Source organism: Agromyces cerinus subsp. cerinus, assembly GCF_900142065.1.
Classification (GTDB): Bacteria; Actinomycetota; Actinomycetes; order Actinomycetales; family Microbacteriaceae; genus Agromyces; species Agromyces cerinus.
Genome location: NZ_FSRJ01000004.1, coordinates 288,329 through 307,017, shown reverse-complemented (window position 1 = coordinate 307,017; position 18,689 = coordinate 288,329). Strand labels below are relative to the sequence as shown.

Sequence of the window (18,689 nt, the reverse complement as noted above, 5' to 3'; positions counted from 1 at the left end):
CATCGGATGCACACGCCGTCAATTCGAAGGGTAGCGGAGTCGGGCCGGGTGCGGGGAGGCCCGGCGCCCGCAGCTCCTCAGGCGGCGAGGGGGTCGCTCAGGGGCGAACGAGTCGCTCAGGCGGCGAGCAGTCGGTCGATGGCGGCCGCGATGGCGTCGTCCTCGATGAGGAACGCATCGTGGCCGTACTCGGACGAGACGACGACCGGTGCGGGCCCGTGGACGCTCCCGGGCAGTCCGGCGGCGATCTCAGCCTGACCGGCGAGGGGGAAGTAGCGGTCGCTGTCGATGCCGAGCACGAGGCTGCGCGCCTCGACCGCTGCGAGCGCCGCCGACACGCCGCCGCGACCGCGCCCGATGTCGTGCGAGTTCATCGCCTGCGTGAGCACGATGTAGCTGTTGGCGTCGAAGCGCCGCGTGAACTTGTTGCCGTGGAAATCGAGGTAGGACTCGACGGCGAACCGCCCGTCGCCGCCGAGCGGATCGAGATCCGATTGCCAACTCCGGTCGAACCGCTGGTTGAGCTCGCTCGCGGTGCGGTAGTTGAGCATCGCCATGCGCCGTGCGAGCGCGAGCCCTCGGGTGGGCCCGTCGCCGTCGGGCGCATCGTAGAACTCGCCGCCGCGGAAGGCCGGATCGGTGCGGATCGCCTCGATCTGCACCGAGTTCAGGGCGATCTGGTCGGCCGAGGTCGCGGCCGGCGCCGCGAGCACCGCGATGCGCTCGACGGCGTCGGGCGCCATGATCGCCCACTCGAGCACGTGCATGGCGCCCATCGAGCCGCCGACGACCGCGGCGAAGCGCTCGATGCCGAGTTCGCGGGCGAACGCGATCTGCGCGCGCACCTGGTCGCGGATCGTGAGGAAGGGGAACCGGATGCCCCATTCGGCACGGTCGGGCGCGAGGGACGCGGGCCCGGTGGAGCCCTGGCACCCGCCGAGCACGTTCGGCGCGACGACGAACCAGCGGTCGGTGTCGATCGCGAGGCCAGGGCCGACGATGCCGGGCCACCAGCCGGCGCTCGGGTGCGCGCGGCCGGCCGGTCCGACCACATGACTGTCGCCGGTCAGCGCGTGCAGCACGAGGATCGCGTTGTCGCGGGCGGGGGAGAGCGTGCCCCACTGTTCGTAGGCGATGCGGACGGAGGGCAGTACACGGCCGGACTCGAGGGCCACCTCGCCGATGCTCACGAACCGGCGGTCGCCCAGGGCGTCGCCCTCGCGCCAGGCGCCGGTGGCGGGGGCGCGGCCGGCCAGCGACGCCGCGCGCGCCTCGGTCACGATGCTCGCGGGCACCGCATCGGCGGTCGTCTGCCAGTCCATGCTTCGATTCTCGCCGAGGTCGATGCGCCGCCGCTCATTGTTACGCCGCGGTCGCCGTGCGCGGCCGGAACGCGAGCAGCCGTGGAGACGGCGGATGCCGCGGGCCCGTGCAGGCCCGCGGCATCCGCCGTTCGTGGTGGCGCGTCAGACGCGAGCGGCCTCCGTGGCGGCGCGCGCAGCGGCGAAGCCCGCCTCGAGGTCGGCCTTCAGGTCGTCGATGTTCTCGATGCCGACCGACAGGCGCACGAGGCCCGGCGTGACGCCGGTCGTGAGCTGCTGCTCGGGGGTCAGCTGCGAGTGCGTCGTGGACGCGGGGTGGATGACGAGCGATCGCACATCGCCGATGTTGGCGAGGTGGCTGAACAGCGACAGGTTGTCGACGAGCGCGCGGCCGGCGCCGACCCCGCCCTTCAGCTCGAACGAGAGCACCGCACCGACGCCCTTGGGGGCGTACGTGTTCGCTGCCGCATACCAGGGGCTCGACGGCAGGCCCGAGTAGTTGACGCTCGCGACGTCGGGGTGGTTGTCGAGCCACTCCGCGATCTCCTGGGCGTTCTGCACGTGGCGCTCGATGCGGAGGGAGAGCGTCTCGATGCCCTGGATGAGCAGCCATGCGCTGTTCGGCGAGATCGCGGCGCCGAGGTCGCGCAGCAACTGCACGCGGGCCTTGATGATGTATGCCAGGCCGTCGCCGACCGCCGCCGTGTAGCTCGCGCCGTGGTACGACGGGTCGGGCTCGGTCAGGCCGGGGAACTTCTCGACGTTCTTCGACCACTCGAACTTCCCGCCGTCGACGATGACGCCGCCGATGGTCGTGCCGTGGCCGCCGAGGAACTTCGTGGCCGAGTGGATGATGATGTCGGCGCCGTGCTCGAACGGACGGATCAGGTACGGCGTCGCGATCGTGTTGTCGACGATGAGCGGCACGCCCGACTCGTGCGCGACGTCCGACACGAGGCCGATGTCGAGCACGTTGATCTTCGGGTTGCCGATCGTCTCGGCGAAGAAGAGCTTCGTGTTCGGACGCACGGCGCGGCGCCACTCGTCGGCGTCGTCCTGGTTCTCGACGAAGGTCGCCTCGATGCCGAGCTTGGCGAGCGTGTACTTGAAGAGGTTGTACGTGCCGCCGTAGATCGACGACGACGAGACGATGTGGTCGCCCGCCTGGGCGATGTTCAGCACCGCGAAGGTGGCCGCCGACTGGCCCGAGGCGACGAGCAGCGCGCCCGTGCCGCCCTCGAGGGCCGCGACGCGCTCTTCGACGACCGCCTGCGTCGGGTTCTGGATGCGCGTGTAGATGTTGCCGAACTCGGCGAGCGCGAAGAGGTTCTGCGCGTGCTCGGCGCTGTTGAACACGTACGACGTGGTCTGGTAGATCGGCGTGGCGCGGGCGTTGGTCACGGGGTCGGGAGCGGCCCCCGAGTGCACCTGCTTGGTCTCGAAGCGCCAGTCGGCGGTCTCGGTCATGGACGTCTCCTCAGGGAACGGCTCGGGCGGGTCCGCCGCGGCTTTCGAGCCACGTTAGGCGCGTCGGCAACGACGGGCAACGGATGCCGCAACACGGCGTCACGCTCGAGGCATCCGCTCGGTGCGGGGCACGACGGCGCCGGTTCGGCGGCGACGCGGCCGCTGCGGTCAGCGCAGCTCGCCGTCGGGCGGCAGCACGATCGTGCCGGTCGCCGTCGACGGCTCGGGGCGGAACATCCACCGGGCCCTGGGCTCGACGAGCGGCCGGAACACCCGGCGCACGGGTTTCAGCGAGAGCACGATCGAGATCGCGATGCAGAAGAGCATCATCGAGGGCAGCACCCAGAACGGCTGGTCTCCGGCGAGCACCTCCGTCTCGCGGAACGGGAAGAGCACGAAGGTGTGCAGCAGGTAGATGTACATCGTCGCGGTGCCGAACGGGGTGAACCAGGTCGCACCGCGCGGCATCAGTACGAGGAACGCGACCGAGAGGAGCATCGCGAACAGCAGCAGCCCCAGCCGGATGGCGCCGGACCACGGCTCGTCGTAGCCGATGGCCTGGTACGACTCGTCGTAGAGCATGAACCGGCGCAGCTTCAGGTCGCGCCACGTCTCGATCGCGAGCGGCATGAGCACGAGCGTCGCGCCGAACAGCGCGATCGCGCCGGCCCGCCAGCGCCAGGCCACCGCCGAGCGGAGCTCGAGCCAGCGGCCCGTCAGCTGCCACTGGCGCAGCTTCCAGCCGAACACGAAGAACGGGAGCATGCCGAACGTGCGGGAGAGGGCGAAGGTCGAGTCGATCGACTCGGTGTACCCGGCGCCGATCGAGATCGCGATCGCGATGAGCAGCGGGTAGCGCAGCAGCACGAGGTACGGCAGCACGATGCGCCACACCGCGAGGGCGATGAGGAACCAGAGGGTCCACGACGCCGTGGCGAAGTCGAGTGCGAACTCGCCCCCGAGCAGCCACTTGATGATCGTCCAGATCGTCTCGAAGATGAGGAAGGGGAAGACGATGTCGGTGAGCACCTGACGGAGCGCCCTCGCGTTCGGCGGGCCGGACTTCGCGAAGTACCCGCTGACCGTGACGAAGACCGCCACGTGGAACGAGTAGATGAACAGGTAGACGCTGTAGGCCGAGTTCGACTCGCCGATCAGCGGCAGGATGCCGTGGCCGATGACCACGAGCGTGATCGCGATCCACCGGGCGTTGTCCCACATGGGGACACGTCTGCGCTTGGTCGGGGGTGCCGGCTGTCGCGAATGCATCAGTCCATTCAACCGCACGAGCGGCGCCCGGCAGGGCAGAATGGGCGCATGAGCGAGCTGCGAGTGGTCGTGACCGGTGCGAGTTCCGGCATCGGCGAGGCGACCGTGCGTGCGTTCCGCGCGGCCGGTTGGGACGTCGTCGGGGTCGCGCGCCGAGAGGAGCGCCTGCGGGCGCTCGCCGCGGAGACCGGGGCATCCGTCGTCGTCGCCGACCTGACGAAGCAGGCCGACGTCGACCGGCTGCGCGACCACCTCGCCGAGACCGGACCGGTGCACGCGCTCGTCAACAACGCCGGCGGGGCGAAGGGGCTCGACTCGGTCGAGGACTCCGACGTCGACGACTGGGCGTGGATGTTCGAGGTGAACGTGCTCGCGCTGAAGCGCGTCACGAGCGCCCTGCTGCCGCTGCTGCGCCGCGGCGCCGTCGAGCGCGGCGTCGCCGACATCGTGAACGTCACCTCGATCGCCGGGCACACGGCCTACGTCGGCGGGGGAGGCTACAACGCCGCGAAGTTCGCCGCGCACGCGCTGACCGAGGTGCTTCGCCTCGAGCTCAACGGCGAACCGTTGCGGGTCATCGAAGTGGCTCCCGGCATGGTGAAGACCGACGAGTTCGCGCTCGTGCGCTTCGGCGGCGACCGCGCCAGGGCCGAGGCCGTCTACGACGACGTGCCCGAACCGCTCCTGGCCGAGGACATCGCATCGGTGATCACCGACGCGGTGCTGAAGCCCAGGCACGTCGACCTCGACCTCATCGTCGTCAAGCCCGTCGCGCAGGCCGCGCCGTACCGGTTCACGAAGGGCGAGCTCGCGGTTCGGCCCGAGGTCGTCCGGTGACCCTCCGAGGCGCATCGGAGGGCGACGCGGCCACAGCGCGCCGCACCCGCTATGTCGACGTGACCGCGCGCACCCTCGCACTGCTCGGCGTGGCGTTCGTGACGGCCTACACGGTGTACGTGCTCTGGCAGGCGCGACCGGACTGGGTGACGACGACCATCTTCACCATCCTCCTCCTCACCTGGGTGATCTTCGTCATCGACGTCGTCATCCGAATCGCGCTCACGCCGCACGGCCGGCGCTGGCACTACGCCTGGCATCATCCGCTCGAGGTGCTGTCGGCCATCCTGCCGGTGTTCCGCGCGCTGCGCGTCGTCGGCCTCCTGCAGGACCTGCCGGTCCTGAAGCGCCACACGCCGAGCGCGGTGCGGGCGCAGTTCATCATCCTCGCCCTCGCGTACGCCTGCGCATGGGTGTTCTTCCTCGCGCTCGCCACGCTCGACGCGGAACGCCACGCCGAGGGCGCGAACATCACGACCTTCGGCGACGCCATCTGGTGGGCGATCGTCACGATCACCACCGTGGGGTACGGCGACCAGTACCCGGTCACGCCGATCGGCCGCTTCTACGCGGTGCTGCTCATGGCGGGCGGCATCGCGATCGTGGGAACGGCCTCGGCCACGATCATCTCGGTCCTGAACGAGCGGGTCGCCGGACTCAGGCACGACGGGCACGGGCTCGCGGCGCCCACGCTCGGCACCGGCGAAGAGCCCGATCCGACCGAGACGCACGCCCTGCCGCCCGAGTCGGCGGAGAGCCCCGACGTCGAGCGCCCTGCCGGGACCGGCGGGTAGCCTGTAGGGATGACTTTCGACGCCAACGACGCAGCCCTCGGATCCGACGGCATACAGCGCGAGATCCTCACCTGGGACGAGTTCGGCGAGGCGGCGCGCACCCTCGCGGGCGACGTGCTCCGCTCGGGCTTCCGGCCCGACGTCGTGATCGCGATCGCCCGCGGCGGACTGCTGCTGGCCGGCGCGATCTCCTACGCCCTCGGCACCAAGGCCTGCGGCTCGATCAACGTCGAGTTCTACTCGGGCATCGACGAGCGCCTGCCCGAGCCCGTGCTGCACCCGCCGATGCTCGACGCGCCGGCGCTCGGCGGCAAGCGCGTGCTGCTCGTCGACGACGTCTCCGACTCAGGCCGCACGCTCGCCAAGGTGCTCGCACTGCTCACCGACGAGGGCGCCGAGGTGCGCACCGCGACGCTGTACACGAAGTCCCACACGGTGCTCGCGCCCGACTTCGACTACCGCCGCACCGACGACTGGATCATCTTCCCGTGGTCGGCGCTGCCGCCCGTCGAGGTCGTGGAGGGCGCCGCGTGAGCATCCACCTCATCGGCGGCGGGGCGACCACCACTGCGGATGCCGCGCTGTACGCGCCGTTCGTCGCCGAGGCGGCCGCACGGGCGAGCGCGGCAGGCCGCACCCGGCCGCGCATCGCCGTGATCTCACTGCACCCCGAGGCGCAGGAGAAGGCGGCGGCGCTCGCCGAACTGCTGGCCGCGGCCGGCGAGGGCATCGAGGCGCACGCGACCGCGGGTCGGTCCGGCGAGCCGGTCGCGCTCAGCGCGATCGCCGACGTCGACGGCATCGCCGTGGGCGGCGGCGTCGTCGAAGAGGTGCGCGCCGGACTCGAACCGCTGTTCGGCGAACTGCGTCGGCAGGTCGCCGTCGGCGTGCCCTACCTCGGCGTCTCGGCCGGAGCGATGGTCGCGGCGGAGGGCTCGCTCGGCGGCGGCACGCGCATCGGCGGCGTGCCCGTCGCGCCGGAGGATCCGGATGAGCCGTGGCTCGAACTCGAGATCGAGTCCGGGATCGGCCTCGTCGACGTCGCCATCGAGGTGCACGTCGCCCAGCGCGGCATGCTCTCCCGGCTGGTCGCCGCCGTCGAGTCCGGGCTCATCGCGGGCGGGCTCGGCATCGACGAGCGCACGGCGCTGATCGTGGGCGACGGCCGCCTCGGCTCAGAGGGCGAAGGCAGTGTCTGGCGGGTACTGCCGACCGAGGGCGGCGTGCTGGTCTCCACGATCGGCATCTGAGTGGCCTCGGGGCGGTTGCCCGAGGAGTTCGCGCCCGGGCTCCTCGACCCCGGCTGGGCCGAGGCGCTCGCCCCGGTCGCACCGACGATCGCCGAGCTCGGCGGGTTCCTCCGAGCCGAGACCGCGGCGGGGCGCGGGTACCTCCCGGCGGGCGAGCACGTGCTGCGCGCCTTCCGTGCCCCGCTCGCCGACGTGCGGGTGCTGATCGTCGGTCAGGACCCGTACCCCACGCCGGGGCATCCGATCGGCCTCTCGTTCGCGGTCGACGCGCAGGTGCGCCCGCTGCCGCGGAGCCTCGCGAACATCTCGCGCGAACTCGTCGACGACCTCGGCGTCGCGCCGCTCGTGCACGGCGACCTCACGCACTGGAGCGCGAACGGGGTCATGCTGCTGAACCGTGTGCTGACGGTCGAGCCGGGAGCGCCCGGCTCGCACCGCAGCAAGGGCTGGGAGCGGGTCACCGACCATGCGATCCGCTCGCTCGTCGCGCGCGATCGCCCGCTCGTCGCCATCCTCTGGGGACGCGACGCGCAGCGTCTCGCGCCATTGCTCGGGTCGACGCCGCTGATCGAGTCCGCGCATCCGAGTCCGCTCTCGGCATCGCGCGGCTTCTTCGGCTCGAAGCCCTTCAGTCGGGCGAACGCGCTGCTGGCGGCGCAGGGGGCCGACCCCATCGACTGGCGCCTGCCGGGTGCCGGCCATCCGGCCGCCTCGTAACCCGGCCGCAACACGCCGCCGGTATTCTGACCGCATGCTCGAAGAGGAATACCAGGAGCGCCGCGTGCTGCCGCCCCACCTTCGCAAGCCCGCGCCCGTCGAGGCGCCGTTCGAATACACGCTCCGCGACGCCCGTGCCGCCGACCTGCCCGCGGTGCGCGAGATCTACAACTACTACGTCGCCAACTCCACGGTCACCTTCGACGAGGACGCGATGACCCTGCAGGAGTGGAAGGCGAAGTTCGCCTCCCTCGAGAAGCTCGGCATGCCCTTCATCGTGGCCGAGTCGCCGAGTGGTCAGCTGCTCGGCTACGCCCTCGTGGCTCCGTGGAAGCCGAAGCGCGCCTACCGGTTCACGGTCGAGAACTCGATCTACCTCGGCCCCGCGGCATCCGGCAAGGGACTCGGTCGCGTGATGCTCGCCGAACTCATCGAACGCTCGAAGGCGGCGGGCCTCAAGGAGATGATCGCCGTCATCGCCGACCAGGGCGCCGAGGCCTCGATCGCTTTGCACGAGAAGTTCGGATTCGAGGAGATCGGCCGCATGGGCCGCGTGGGATTCAAGTTCGACCGATGGCTCGGCACGGTGCTGCTGCAGCGGTCGCTGAAGTAGTCGAGCGGATGCCGCGGCGCGCGTCGTGGCACGAGTCCGGGCCGCCGGCGGGAGACCGGGGCGGACGAGGTCGATCTCGATCCGCTGCAGGCACCGCACTCGGCCGTAGGCTCGGAGCATGACGTCCCTGCACGATCACACCGCCCTCGAACTCCACCAGATGCTGCAGCGGGGCGACGTCTCGCCGGTCGAACTGACGGAGCACTACCTCGCCCGCGTCGAACGGCTGAACCCCGAGGTCGGCGCCTTCGCGACCGTCACGCCCGAGGCCGCGCTCGAGCGGGCGCGTCACGTGACCGCCGAGGTGCCGAAGACCGCGCCGCTCTGGGGGCTGCCCCTCGCTGACAAGGACCTGCACCTGCGGGCCGGCGTGCCCGCCCGCTTCGGCTCCCGGGTCTTCACCGATTTCGTGCCGGATGCCTCCGACGAGCTCGTGCAGGCGGTCGACACGGCCGGGGCGATCAGCCTGGGCAAATCGCAGACGCCCGAGTTCGGATTGCCCTCGTACACCGAGGGCGTCGGAACGATCCCGACGAGGAACCCGTGGGACCTCGCGCTCGGCGCAGGCGGTTCCAGCGGGGGAGCGGCGGCGGCCGTGGCATCCGGAATGCTGCCCTTCGCGCCGGGCTCCGACGGCGGCGGGTCGGTCCGCATCCCGGCCGCCTCGTGCGGGCTCGTGGGCGTCAAGCCCAGCCGCGGCCGAGTGCCTGCGGGCTCCGGGCTCACGAGCCTCGCCGGGCTCGGCGTCGCCGGGCCGCTCGCCCGCACGGTCGCCGACGCCGCGCTGCTCCTCGACGGGTTGATCGCCCCGTCGGGGTATCCGGCGGCGCATCGCTTCGCGCTGCGTGCGGCCGGCGACGACGGGCCGTTCCTCGGCGCGGCGATCCGGGGCGAGGGCCGGTTCCAGCTCGGGGTCATGACCGATTCGCCGTGGGACGACGCCTACGACATCGTGATCGAACCCGAGGCTCGCGCGGCGCTCGATGTCGCCATCGAAGCCTTCGAGCGCCTCGGCCACGGCATGGAGGCGATGGCACCCGCGCCGGAGCCCGGCTACTCCGAGGCGTTCCGCACGATCTGGCAGGCGGGCGCCGCGACGATCCCCGTCGACGGCGAACCGGAGGCGCTGCTCGAGCCGCTGACGCGGTGGCTGCTCGCCCGCGGCAGGGCGCTGCCGGCTCGTCAGCTGGCCGAGGCGCTCGCATGGCTCACCGGCTTCGAGGAGCGCGTCATCCGCCGGTTCGCCTCGTACGACGCCGTGCTGACGCCGGCGCTGGCCATGACGCCGCGACCGGTCGGCTGGTACGACCCCGATGACGGCGAGCGCAACTTCGCCCAGCAGGTGCAGTTCACGCCGTTCACGTCGTTCGTGAACGTCTCGGGGCTGCCGGCGATCACCGTGCCCGTGTCGGAGACCGCGGGCGGCGTGCCGATGGGCGTGCAGCTCATCGGGCGACCGGGCGGCGAGGCGACGCTCTTCGCCATCGCCGCGCAGCTCGAGCGGCGGGTGGGGCGGAGCCGGCTGCATCCGGAACTCTGGTGACCCGGGCGCGCCGACGGCGGCTGACGGGCCTTCGCGGCGATCTCTGACGCCCGGTTCGACGCCCGGTTCGACGCCCAGCTTGACGAAGTTAGGTAAGCCTCACCTATAGTTGAAGCCATGCTCGGTCTCGACCTCACCCTCTCCTACGACGGCGCCCCCGTGGTGCACGGCGCGGAGATCCACCTCGAACCGGGCAAGGTCACCGCGCTCGTCGGCCCCAACGGCAGCGGCAAGTCGACGCTGCTGCGCTCGCTGGCCCGCCTGCATCGGCCCGACGCCGGTCGCGTGCTGCTCGCCGCCGACGAGGGTCGCACGATCAGCGAGGGCGCGCACGGCACCGAGCCCGCCGACCTCCTCGAGCACGGCGTCGACGCCGCCTCGCTGAACGGCCGCGAGTTCGCCCGGCGCGTCACCCTGCTCGCCCAGAGCCGGCCGACGCCCGGCGGCATCACCGTGCGCGAGCTCGTCGAGTTCGGCCGGCACCCGCACCGCGGCCGGTGGATCGCCGGCGACGCCGACGGCGCCGCGATCGTCATGCGCGCCATGGAGCTCACGGGAGTCGCCGACTTCGCCGACCAGCCCGTCGACCGGCTCTCGGGCGGCCAGCTGCAGCGCGTGTGGCTCGCGTCGTGCCTCGCGCAGGACACGAGCGTGCTGCTCCTCGACGAACCGACCACCTACCTCGACCTGCGCTACCAGGTCGAACTCCTCGACCTGATCCGCGAGCTCGCCGACGAGCACGGGGTCACCATCGGCGTCGTGCTGCACGACCTCGACCAGGCCGCCGCCGTCGCCGACCGGGTGGTGCTCCTCGAATCCGGCCGCGTCCGCGCCGTCGGCACCCCCACCGAGGTGCTCGTCTCGGACGTGCTGAGCTCGGCCTACGGCATCCGCGTCGACGTCGTCACCGACGACCGCGGCTGCATCACGACGTGCCCCATCGGCCGCTACAACACGCGGCAACGCGTCGAACGCCTCGTCGTCGCCTAGCGCGGCGCGACCAACCCACCCCCCTCGCGTGGGACACCCATGCCTGCGCACCGATCGAAGGACACCATGAGAAGAGCTGCCGTCACCCGGCCGACCATCGCCCTGACCGCCCTCGCCGCGGCATCCGTGCTGCTGCTGACCGGCTGCGGCACGACCGAGGAGGCCGGTGCGGCCAGCGGTGACGCCGCGATCGTCATCACCGACGACCGCGGCGAGTCGATCGAGCTCGCCGCCCCCGCGGAGAAGATCGTCGCCCTCGAGTGGAACACCGCCGAGAACCTCGTCGCACTCGGCGTCATGCCGGTCGGCGTCGCCGACGTGGAGGGCTACAGCGCCTGGGTGACGTCCGAGACCCTCGACGACGGCGTCACGGATGTCGGAGGCCGCGGCGAGCCCTCGGTCGACGCCATCGCCGGCCTCGCGCCCGACCTCGTGCTCACCACCACCGACCTCTCGGAGTCGGTCATCGCACAGATCGAGGAGTTCGCCCCCGTGCTCGTCGTGCGCGGCGCCGACGCCTCGAACCCCATCGGCCAGATGGAGTCGAACCTCGAGCGCATCGCGACCGCGACCGGTCACGAGGCCGAGGGCGAGGAACTGCTCGCCGGCTTCGACGAGAAGGTCGCCGAGGGCAAGGCCGCGCTCGAGGCCGCAGGGCTGGCCGGCGCCCCGTTCATGATGAGCGACTCCTGGGCCACGGGCGGCCAGGTCTCGATCCGCCCGTTCGCCGAGGGCGCGCTGCTGACCGCCGTGACCGAGGAGCTCGGCCTCGAGAACGCCTGGACGGGCAAGGGCGACGCCGACTACGGCCTCGGCTCGACCGACGTCGAGGGCCTCACGGCCGTCGGCGACGTGGAGTTCCTCTACATCGCGAACGGCGAGAGCGACGCGTACCAGAACGAGCTCGCGGGCAACGCGGTGTGGACGTCACTGCCGTTCGTGCAGAGCGGCAATGTGCACCGTCTGCCCGACGGCATCTGGATGTTCGGCGGCCCCTCGTCGATGAACGACTACGTCGATGCCGTCGTCGCGTCCCTTGCCGGCTGAACAGGCTGAAGCGCTGATTCCCGCTCGAGGCGGGGCCACCCGGCCCCGCCTCGGTGCGGTGCTCCTCATCGCGCTCGGGCTCGTCGTCGCGACCCTGCTCGCCGCGGTGCACGTGACGCAGGGCTCGGCGGATGTCGGTCTGCCCGAGCTGCTCGGACTGCTCGCCGGGGCGTCCGACGACCAGTCGGCCGCAGTGCTCCTCGCCTCGCGGATGCCGCGGCTCGCCGCCGGCGTGCTCATCGGCATCGCGCTCGGCGTCGCGGGGCTCGTGATGCAGAGCATCTCGCGGAACGTGCTCGCCTCGCCCGACACCCTCGCGGTCAACGCGGGCTCGTATCTCGCCGTCGTCGTGGTCGCGGCCTTCGGCATCGCGCTGCCCGTCGCGGGCGGCGGCATGGTCGCCTTCGTCGGCGGCCTCGCGGCGGCCGGTCTCGTGCTCGCCCTCTCCGCAGGCGGTGCTCGCGGCGGTGGCACCGTGCGGCTCGTGCTCGCCGGATCGGCCATCGCACTCGCGCTCTCCGCGCTGACCACGATGCTGCTCCTGCTCTTCCCCGAGCGCACCGAGGGCCTCTACTCCTGGGGCAACGGCACGCTCGCGCAGACGGGCATGACCCCCATGCTCCAGCTCGGGCCCGTCGTGCTGCTCGCGGTCGCAGCCCTCCTCCTCTTCGCCCGCCGGTTCGACCTCATCGCGCTCGGCGACGACACCGCGACGGTGCTCGGCGTTCCGGTGCGCCGCACTCGCCTCCTCGGGCTCCTCCTCGCCGTGCTGCTGTCGGCGGCCGCCGTCACCGTCGCCGGCCCCATCGGCTTCGTCGGTCTCGCTGCGCCCGCGATCGTGCGCCTCATCGCCGTGCGGGTGCCCGGCATGCAGCGGCACGTCCTCCTCATCCCCGCCTCGGCGGTCATGGGCGTCATCGTCGTGCTCGGCGCCGACGTGCTGCTGCGGCTCGCGTTCGGCGGGCAGGCGGCCGTCGAGGTGCCCACCGGCGTCGTCACCACGATCTTCGGCGCGGTGTTCCTCATCGCCCTCGCGCTCCGGGCCCGCGCCTCCTCCGAGAGCGGCACCGGGTTCGTCATCGGCGCCGGGCTCTCGCCTCGCGGCCGTGGGCTCGTGATCGCGGCATCCGCTGTGCTGCTCGTCGTGCTCGCCTTCGTGTCGCTGCTGCTCGGCGACGCCAAGATGCTCGGCGGCGACGTGCTCAACTGGATGACCGGGCAGGCCGGGCCGCTCGTCGAATTCGTGATGAACACCCGTGCGCCGCGCGTCGCCGCGGCGATCCTCGCCGGCGCGGCGCTCGCGCTCGCCGGCACCGTCGTGCAGTCGGTCTCCCGCAACCCGCTCGCGGAGCCCGCGATCCTCGGCGTCACCGGCGGCGCCGGGGTCGGCGCGGTGCTCGTGATCACCTTCTGGCCGCTCGCGACGTTCCTCGGCGTGACCGTCGGCGGTCTCGCCGGGGCCGCGCTCGCGGCGCTCATCGTCTTCGGGCTCGCGATGCGGGGCAGCCTCGCCTCGACGCGGCTCATCCTGATCGGGCTCGGCGTCTCGGCCGCTGCAGGGGCCATCACGTCGATGCTCATCATCGCGACCGACCCCTACAACGCGGCCAAGGCGCTCACGTGGATGTCGGGCTCCACCTACGGGCGCACGTTCCCCCAACTGATCCCGCTCGCGATCGTGATCCTCATCGCCGTGCCGCTGCTCGCCTCGGCCCGCCGCGAACTCGACCTGCTCGCGTTCGACGACGACACCCCTCGGGTGCTCGGGGTGCGGCTCGGCTCGGCGCGCCTCGGCCTGCTCGCCGTCAGCGTCGCGCTGACGGCCACCGCGGTCTCGGCGGTGGGCGTGATCGGATTCGTCGGCCTCGTCGCCCCGCACGCCGCACGGGCCCTCGTGGGTTCGCGCCACGCCCTCGTGCTGCCGCTCGCGGCGCTCCTCGGCGCGCTGCTCGTGTGCGTCGCCGACACCCTCGGCCGAACCGTCATCGCACCGGCCCAACTCCCTGCCGGCCTCCTCACCGCGGTCGTCGGCGCCCCCTACTTCGTCTGGCTGCTCTGGCGTTCGCGCCGCAGCGCCTGACCACGATCCTCGACCCCTTCCGACAGGAGAAATTCGCATGGCCAAGCCCGGATACCGAGTCTTCGACACGCAGGTCGCCCTGATCCAGCGGATGTCGCCGCACTTCGTGCGCGTGACGCTGCGCTCCGACGACCTGAAGGAGCTCGGCTGGGACGGCCCCGACCAGCGCATCAAGGTCGTGCTCCCGCTGGCCGCGAGCGGGTACGACTACGTGCCGTTCGAGGGGGACTGGTACTCGGCCTGGCGTGCCCTGCCCGACGATCGCCGCAACCCGATCCGCACCTACACGATCCGCGAGGCGCGGCCCGGGGCGGGGGAGCTCGACGTCGACTTCGTCGCCCACGGCGACAGCGGACCGGCGTCGCGGTGGATCGCGTCGGCCCGGCCCGGCGATCGCCTGCTCGTCATCGCGCCCGACGCGACGAGCGAGGAGGAGTCGGGCGGATGGGAATGGCGCCCGGGCGCAGCACGCACGCTGCTCATCGCGGGCGACGAGACCGCAGTGCCCGCCGTCGGAGCGATCCTCGAGCAGTTGCCCGTGGACGCCCGGGGCGCGGTGTTCCTCGAGGTGCCCGAGGCCGGCGACGCGCTCGAGCTCCGCGCCCCGGCCGGGGTCTCGGTGCGCTGGCTGCCCCGCGGCGACGCATCGCAGGTCCACGACGGCCGGCCCGAGCCCGAGCCCGCGCCCGAGTACGGCACGCGCCTCGTCGAGGCGGTCACGGCTTGGGCCGACGCGTGGGTCGCCGCCGACCCCGCCGCGGCCGCCGTGCCCGCTGCCGCCCCGGCGACCGCGCGCGAACTGCCCTCTCTCGATGACGACGAGCTCGTCTGGGAGGCGCCGGCGGCCGCCGACGACGGCGGCCTCTACGCCTGGCTCGCGGGGGAGGCGTCGGCGATCACGACGCTGCGACGCCATCTCGTGAAGGGGATCGGCGTCGATCGGCGCCGAGTGGCCTTCATGGGGTACTGGAAGCTCGGCCGCGCCGAGGGGTAGGCAGGTACCCGCCGGCCTCGAGTCCCGCCTCGATCTCGAAGCGGTTCTTCAGCGGGTTGCGCCCGGCGACGAGGTAGAGCAACGGGAACAGCATGCCGTACTTCAGCCACTGCTCCTTGTGCACCGCCTCATGACCGAGCACGCGCTCGCTGACGTTGCGGTTCGTGAGGTAGCACCCGCCCACGCAGGAGCCCCCTCGGCCGAAGGTCCACTTCGGCATGCCGGTGAAGACGAAGAGTCCGTGGCGGCGTTCGATCGGGCCCGTGCTCCAGAGGAAGCCCCAGGTGAACCCGACGGCGGTCGCCCACCAGTAGCCGACGCGGCTGACGGGGGAGTCGGTCAGGCGGATGCGGAGCGTCCGGTCGTTCCCTCGCTCGGGCAGATCGTCGCTCATGCCGCGGCTCACGCTGCCGCTCACGCTGCGGCCTCGGCGTCGTCGCTGCGTGCGCCGGAGTCGTCGGCGTCGGATGCCTCGGAATCAGCGGGCGCCGAGGCATCCGCTGCCGTCCGTCTGCCGAGCGCCTCGAGCAGTCGCAACCAGACCTCGCTCATGGTCGGGAACGCGGGCACCGCATGCCAGAGCCGGTCGATCGGGACTTCGCCGACGATCGCGATGGTCGCCGACTGCAGGAGTTCGGCGACATCCTGCCCGACGAAGGTCGCTCCGACGACCGTGCCCCGCTCGGTGTCGACGACGAGCCGCGCCTGCCCCTCGTAGCCGTCGGCGAGGATGCCGGCGCCGCTCACCGAGGAGAACGACACGTCGGCGACGCGAACCTCGCGCCCGTCGCGCTCGGCCTCTGCGGCGGTCAGGCCGACCGAGACGGCCTCGGGCTCGGCGAACACGACCTGCGGCACGGCCGAGTGGTCGGCCGTCGCGACGTGCGCGCCCCACGGCGAGGTCTGTTCGGGCGTGCCGAGCGCGCGCGCAGCGACGAGGTCGCCGACGGCTCGCGCCTGGTACTTGCCCTGGTGCGTGAGCAGGGCGCGGTGATTGAGGTCTCCTGCGGCGTAGAGCCATGGTTGCGAGTCGTTGCCGGCGGCTCCCGTCGCGAGCATCGTGTCGTCGACGGAGACCCAGCCGCCCGGCTCGAGGCCGACCGTCTCGAGTCCGAGTCGTTCGGAGCGGGGCCGGCGTCCGGTGGCGATGAGCACCTCGTCGGCCGTCACCGTCTCGCCGCCGGCGAGCGTGACGACGACTTCACCGGACGCGGTGCGCTCGACGCGCTCGACGGCCGCATCGAGGCGAACGGATGCCCCGAGCTCCCGAAGGCCCTTCGCGACGGCTTCGCCGGCGAACGGCTCCATGGTGCTGAGCAGGCCGCTGCGGGCGAGCACCGTGACCTCGGTGCCGAATCCCGCGAAGGCGGTCGCCATCTCGACGCCGGTGACGCCGCCGCCGATGACGACGAGCCTCGCCGGCGGCTCGGTGACGCTCGTGGCCTCGCGACTGGTCCAGGGTGCGGCCTCGGCGAGGCCGTCAATGCGCGGAACGACCGGATCGGTGCCGGTCGCGACGATCACCGCATGACGCGCACGGTACGCGACCTCCCCGCCGCCCGTGCGTTCGACGACCACGCGTCGCACGCCGTCGAGGCGGCCGTGCCCGCGTTCGAGGCCGATGCCGATGCTCTCGAGCCAGTCGGCCCCGCCCTGGTCGCTCCAATCGGAGACCCAGTAGTCGCGCCGGGCGAGCACGGCAGGCACGTCGAGGCGGCCGGTGACGGCCTGCTTCGCTCCGTCGACGCGCTGCGCGGCGCGGAGTGCGGCCGCGCTCCGCAGCAGCGTCTTCGACGGGATGCATGCCCAGTAGGAGCATTCGCCTCCCACGAGTTCGCGTTCGACCAGCACGACCTCGAGTCCGGCGGCGCGTGCCCGATCGGCGGCGTTCTCTCCGACCGGCCCGCCGCCGATGACGATGACGTCGACTTCGCGTTCCATCCCGTTCCCCTCCGGTGCGCCGGCACGTGCCGACGGCCCGATCCCCAGCCTAGGCAGAAGTGGGCGCGTGGAGGCGGTCAGCGGGGCGTGGCGCCGCCGGAGGTGAGCGCGCCGATCAGGCGCAGGATGGTCGGCAGGTCGTCGTCGGCCGACTGCGGCGACGCCGGTGCGAAGCAGGCGATCGCGGCGCCGGCGAGCGGGAAGCGGGCGGCGACGGCGCGTACGAGCGCGACGAGCTCGGCGACGCCGATGCCGAACGGCATGGGATACGAGAGGCCGGCGAGCTCCGCCGGGTCGAGCACGTCGAGGTCGATGTGGATGAAGACCTGCGACGCGCCCGTCGCCTCGAGGGCGGCGATCACGAGCGACGGGTCCGAGAGGTCTTCGACGGTGAGCGTCGCCACATCGTGCGCGTCGATGAATCGGCGTTCCTCGTCGTCGATTGCGCGGATGCCGCCGAGCACGAGTCGTTCGGGTGCGACGCGGGTCTCGGGGTCGAGGGCGAGCCCCTCAGCCCCTTCGCCCGTGACCGCGCGCAGCGTCATGCCGCCGAACCCGCCCGACGGCGAGGTCTCGGGGGTGTTCAGATCGGGGTGCGCATCGAGCCAGAGCACCGCGAGGTCGCCGCCCGTGCGCGCCGAGGCATGGGCGACCGAGGCGAGCGAGGCACCGCAGTCGCCGCCGATCGTGAGCGCCCATTCGGGCACGTGCGAGAGCGCTGCGGCCGTGCGCTCGCGCACACGCACGAGCGTGCTGTACCGCTGCACCCCGGTGCCGAGCGACTCGCCGGCCTCGATCGGCACCTCGACCACGACGGTCGAGGAGCTCGGGAGGTCGCCGAGGATGGCGTCGGCGCCGTCGGCAAGGCTCATGGCGCGGGAGGAGACGGATCCCTGCCAGAGCGGGACCACCACGAACGTTGCGGGCATGTTCTCAAGTATCGCGCGTTCCACTGCGGGTCGAGCCTGTCGAGACCCCGTGAGGTTTCGACAGGATCGACCCGCAGAACGACCGGTCGATCAGCCGCCGATGGCGCCCTGGCTCGAACCGCCGGCCTTCAGCGCGGCGAGTCGGGCGTCGACCTCGGTGAGCTCGCCGAGGTCGTCGAGCTCGTTGAACTGCGCGTCGAGGCTCGAGGCCGCGAGTTCGGCCTGGCCGCGCACGACCGCCTCCTCGCGACGGATCTTGTCCTCGAAGCGGCCGATGTCGCTCGTCGGGTCGAGGATGTCGATCGACTTGACGGCGTCCTGCACCTGCCGCTGCGCCTCGGCGGTCTTCGCCCGCGCGACGAGCTCGGAGCGCTTGTTCTGGAGCTGGACGAGCTTCTCCTTCATGCCGTTCAGCCCCGACTTCAGCTTGTCGACGACCTCGGTCTGCGCGGCGATCTGCGGCTCGGCCGACCTGGCCTCGTTCTCGGAGGAGATCTGGCGGCTGAGAGCCACCTTCGCGAGGTTGTCGAACTTGTCGGCGCCGGATGCGTCGCCCGCGGCACGGAGCTCGTCGCCCTTGCGGCTGGCCGCGACGGCCTTCTCGCCCCACTCGCGCGCGGCTTCGATGTCTTCGCGGTGGTCGTCTTCGAGGAGGCGCAGGTTGCCGATCGTCTCGGCGATGGCGGCCTCGGCGTCGGCGATGGAGTTCGTGAAGTCGCGCACCATCTGGTCGAGCATCAGCTGCGGGTCTTCCGCCTGGTCGATGAGGCCGTTGATGTTGGCTCGCAGGAGCTGCGAGATCCGTCCGAAGATGGACTGCTTTGCCATGGTCGTTCCTTTCGTGGTGATCAGGGTTCGGTCGTGCCGGTTCGTGGTCGGTCGGAGGTCAGCCGGCG

18 protein-coding genes are annotated in these 18,689 nt (G+C 72.0%); 11 read left to right on the top strand and 7 right to left on the bottom strand.

Annotated features, from left to right (window positions below):
• Positions 1 to 116 precede the first annotated feature (116 nt).
• From metX to BUR99_RS15660, 3 genes are all read right to left on the bottom strand, one after another.
• Entirely contained in the window at positions 117 to 1,322 is a 1,206-nt protein-coding gene (gene metX, locus BUR99_RS15670; RefSeq protein ID WP_074261298.1) for a homoserine O-acetyltransferase MetX, read from the bottom strand.
• A 144-nt stretch (positions 1,323 to 1,466) separates the two neighbouring features.
• Positions 1,467 to 2,789, bottom strand: coding sequence for a bifunctional o-acetylhomoserine/o-acetylserine sulfhydrylase (locus BUR99_RS15665; protein ID WP_074261297.1), 1,323 nt, complete (start codon positions 2,787 to 2,789; stop codon positions 1,467 to 1,469).
• A 168-nt stretch (positions 2,790 to 2,957) separates the two neighbouring features.
• On the bottom strand, positions 2,958 to 4,010 hold the full coding sequence (locus tag BUR99_RS15660; RefSeq protein WP_234980886.1) for an acyltransferase family protein: 1,053 nt from the start codon (positions 4,008 to 4,010) through the stop codon (positions 2,958 to 2,960).
• 96 nt (positions 4,011 to 4,106) lie between these two features.
• Between BUR99_RS15660 and BUR99_RS15655 the strand changes: the two genes are divergently transcribed.
• The 11 genes from BUR99_RS15655 (at position 4,107) to BUR99_RS15605 (ending at position 14,923) form a co-directional block, all read left to right on the top strand.
• Entirely contained in the window at positions 4,107 to 4,895 is a 789-nt protein-coding gene (locus tag BUR99_RS15655; RefSeq protein ID WP_200802756.1) for an SDR family NAD(P)-dependent oxidoreductase, read from the top strand.
• Entirely contained in the window at positions 4,892 to 5,689 is a 798-nt protein-coding gene (locus BUR99_RS15650; protein ID WP_074261295.1) for a potassium channel family protein, read from the top strand. The genes BUR99_RS15655 and BUR99_RS15650 overlap by 4 nt, the downstream gene beginning before the upstream one ends.
• A gap of 9 nt (positions 5,690 to 5,698) precedes the next feature.
• Positions 5,699 to 6,223, top strand: coding sequence for a phosphoribosyltransferase (locus BUR99_RS15645; RefSeq protein WP_074261294.1), 525 nt, complete (start codon positions 5,699 to 5,701; stop codon positions 6,221 to 6,223).
• Entirely contained in the window at positions 6,220 to 6,939 is a 720-nt protein-coding gene (locus BUR99_RS15640) for a Type 1 glutamine amidotransferase-like domain-containing protein (protein ID WP_074261293.1), read from the top strand. The genes BUR99_RS15645 and BUR99_RS15640 overlap by 4 nt, the downstream gene beginning before the upstream one ends.
• Before the next feature lie 15 nt (positions 6,940 to 6,954).
• The gene (locus tag BUR99_RS15635) at positions 6,955 to 7,656 is read left to right on the top strand and encodes a uracil-DNA glycosylase (RefSeq protein WP_143231676.1); all 702 of its coding nucleotides are present in this window, start codon (positions 6,955 to 6,957) and stop codon (positions 7,654 to 7,656) included.
• Positions 7,657 to 7,690: 34 nt separating this feature from the next.
• A complete protein-coding gene (locus BUR99_RS15630; protein ID WP_074261291.1) occupies positions 7,691 to 8,269 on the top strand; it encodes a GNAT family N-acetyltransferase in 579 nt (192 codons plus the stop codon).
• Positions 8,270 to 8,387: 118 nt separating this feature from the next.
• Positions 8,388 to 9,812 carry an amidase gene (locus BUR99_RS15625; protein WP_074261290.1) on the top strand — a complete coding sequence of 475 codons (1,425 nt, stop codon included), beginning with the start codon at positions 8,388 to 8,390 and terminating at the stop codon, positions 9,810 to 9,812.
• A gap of 117 nt (positions 9,813 to 9,929) precedes the next feature.
• Positions 9,930 to 10,802, top strand: coding sequence for an ABC transporter ATP-binding protein (locus tag BUR99_RS15620; RefSeq protein ID WP_074261289.1), 873 nt, complete (start codon positions 9,930 to 9,932; stop codon positions 10,800 to 10,802).
• Positions 10,803 to 10,868: 66 nt separating this feature from the next.
• Positions 10,869 to 11,849 (top strand): iron-siderophore ABC transporter substrate-binding protein, encoded by a 981-nt coding sequence (locus BUR99_RS15615; protein ID WP_074261288.1) that lies wholly within the window; start codon positions 10,869 to 10,871, stop codon positions 11,847 to 11,849.
• Complete coding sequence (locus tag BUR99_RS15610) at positions 11,821 to 13,929, top strand: iron ABC transporter permease (RefSeq protein WP_084184060.1); 2,109 nt, start codon at positions 11,821 to 11,823, stop codon at positions 13,927 to 13,929. Before BUR99_RS15615 ends, BUR99_RS15610 begins: the two co-directional genes overlap by 29 nt.
• A 37-nt stretch (positions 13,930 to 13,966) precedes the next feature.
• Positions 13,967 to 14,923 carry a siderophore-interacting protein gene (locus BUR99_RS15605; protein ID WP_074261287.1) on the top strand — a complete coding sequence of 319 codons (957 nt, stop codon included), beginning with the start codon at positions 13,967 to 13,969 and terminating at the stop codon, positions 14,921 to 14,923.
• On the opposite strand, the gene BUR99_RS15600 is transcribed toward BUR99_RS15605, so the two are convergent.
• The 4 genes from BUR99_RS15600 to BUR99_RS15585 all read right to left on the bottom strand — a co-directional run bounded on the left by BUR99_RS15600 (position 14,886) and on the right by BUR99_RS15585 (position 18,621).
• Complete coding sequence (locus BUR99_RS15600) at positions 14,886 to 15,317, bottom strand: Fe-S oxidoreductase (protein WP_074261624.1); 432 nt, start codon at positions 15,315 to 15,317, stop codon at positions 14,886 to 14,888. The two genes, BUR99_RS15605 and BUR99_RS15600, sit on opposite strands and share 38 nt — an antisense overlap.
• A gap of 20 nt (positions 15,318 to 15,337) precedes the next feature.
• A complete protein-coding gene (locus tag BUR99_RS15595; protein ID WP_074261286.1) occupies positions 15,338 to 16,864 on the bottom strand; it encodes a dihydrolipoyl dehydrogenase family protein in 1,527 nt (508 codons plus the stop codon).
• Between the two features lie 77 nt (positions 16,865 to 16,941).
• Positions 16,942 to 17,793 (bottom strand): arginase family protein, encoded by an 852-nt coding sequence (locus tag BUR99_RS15590; RefSeq protein WP_074261285.1) that lies wholly within the window; start codon positions 17,791 to 17,793, stop codon positions 16,942 to 16,944.
• Positions 17,794 to 17,883: 90 nt separating this feature from the next.
• Positions 17,884 to 18,621 carry a PspA/IM30 family protein gene (locus tag BUR99_RS15585; RefSeq protein WP_074261284.1) on the bottom strand — a complete coding sequence of 246 codons (738 nt, stop codon included), beginning with the start codon at positions 18,619 to 18,621 and terminating at the stop codon, positions 17,884 to 17,886.
• Positions 18,622 to 18,689: the final 68 nt, after the last annotated feature.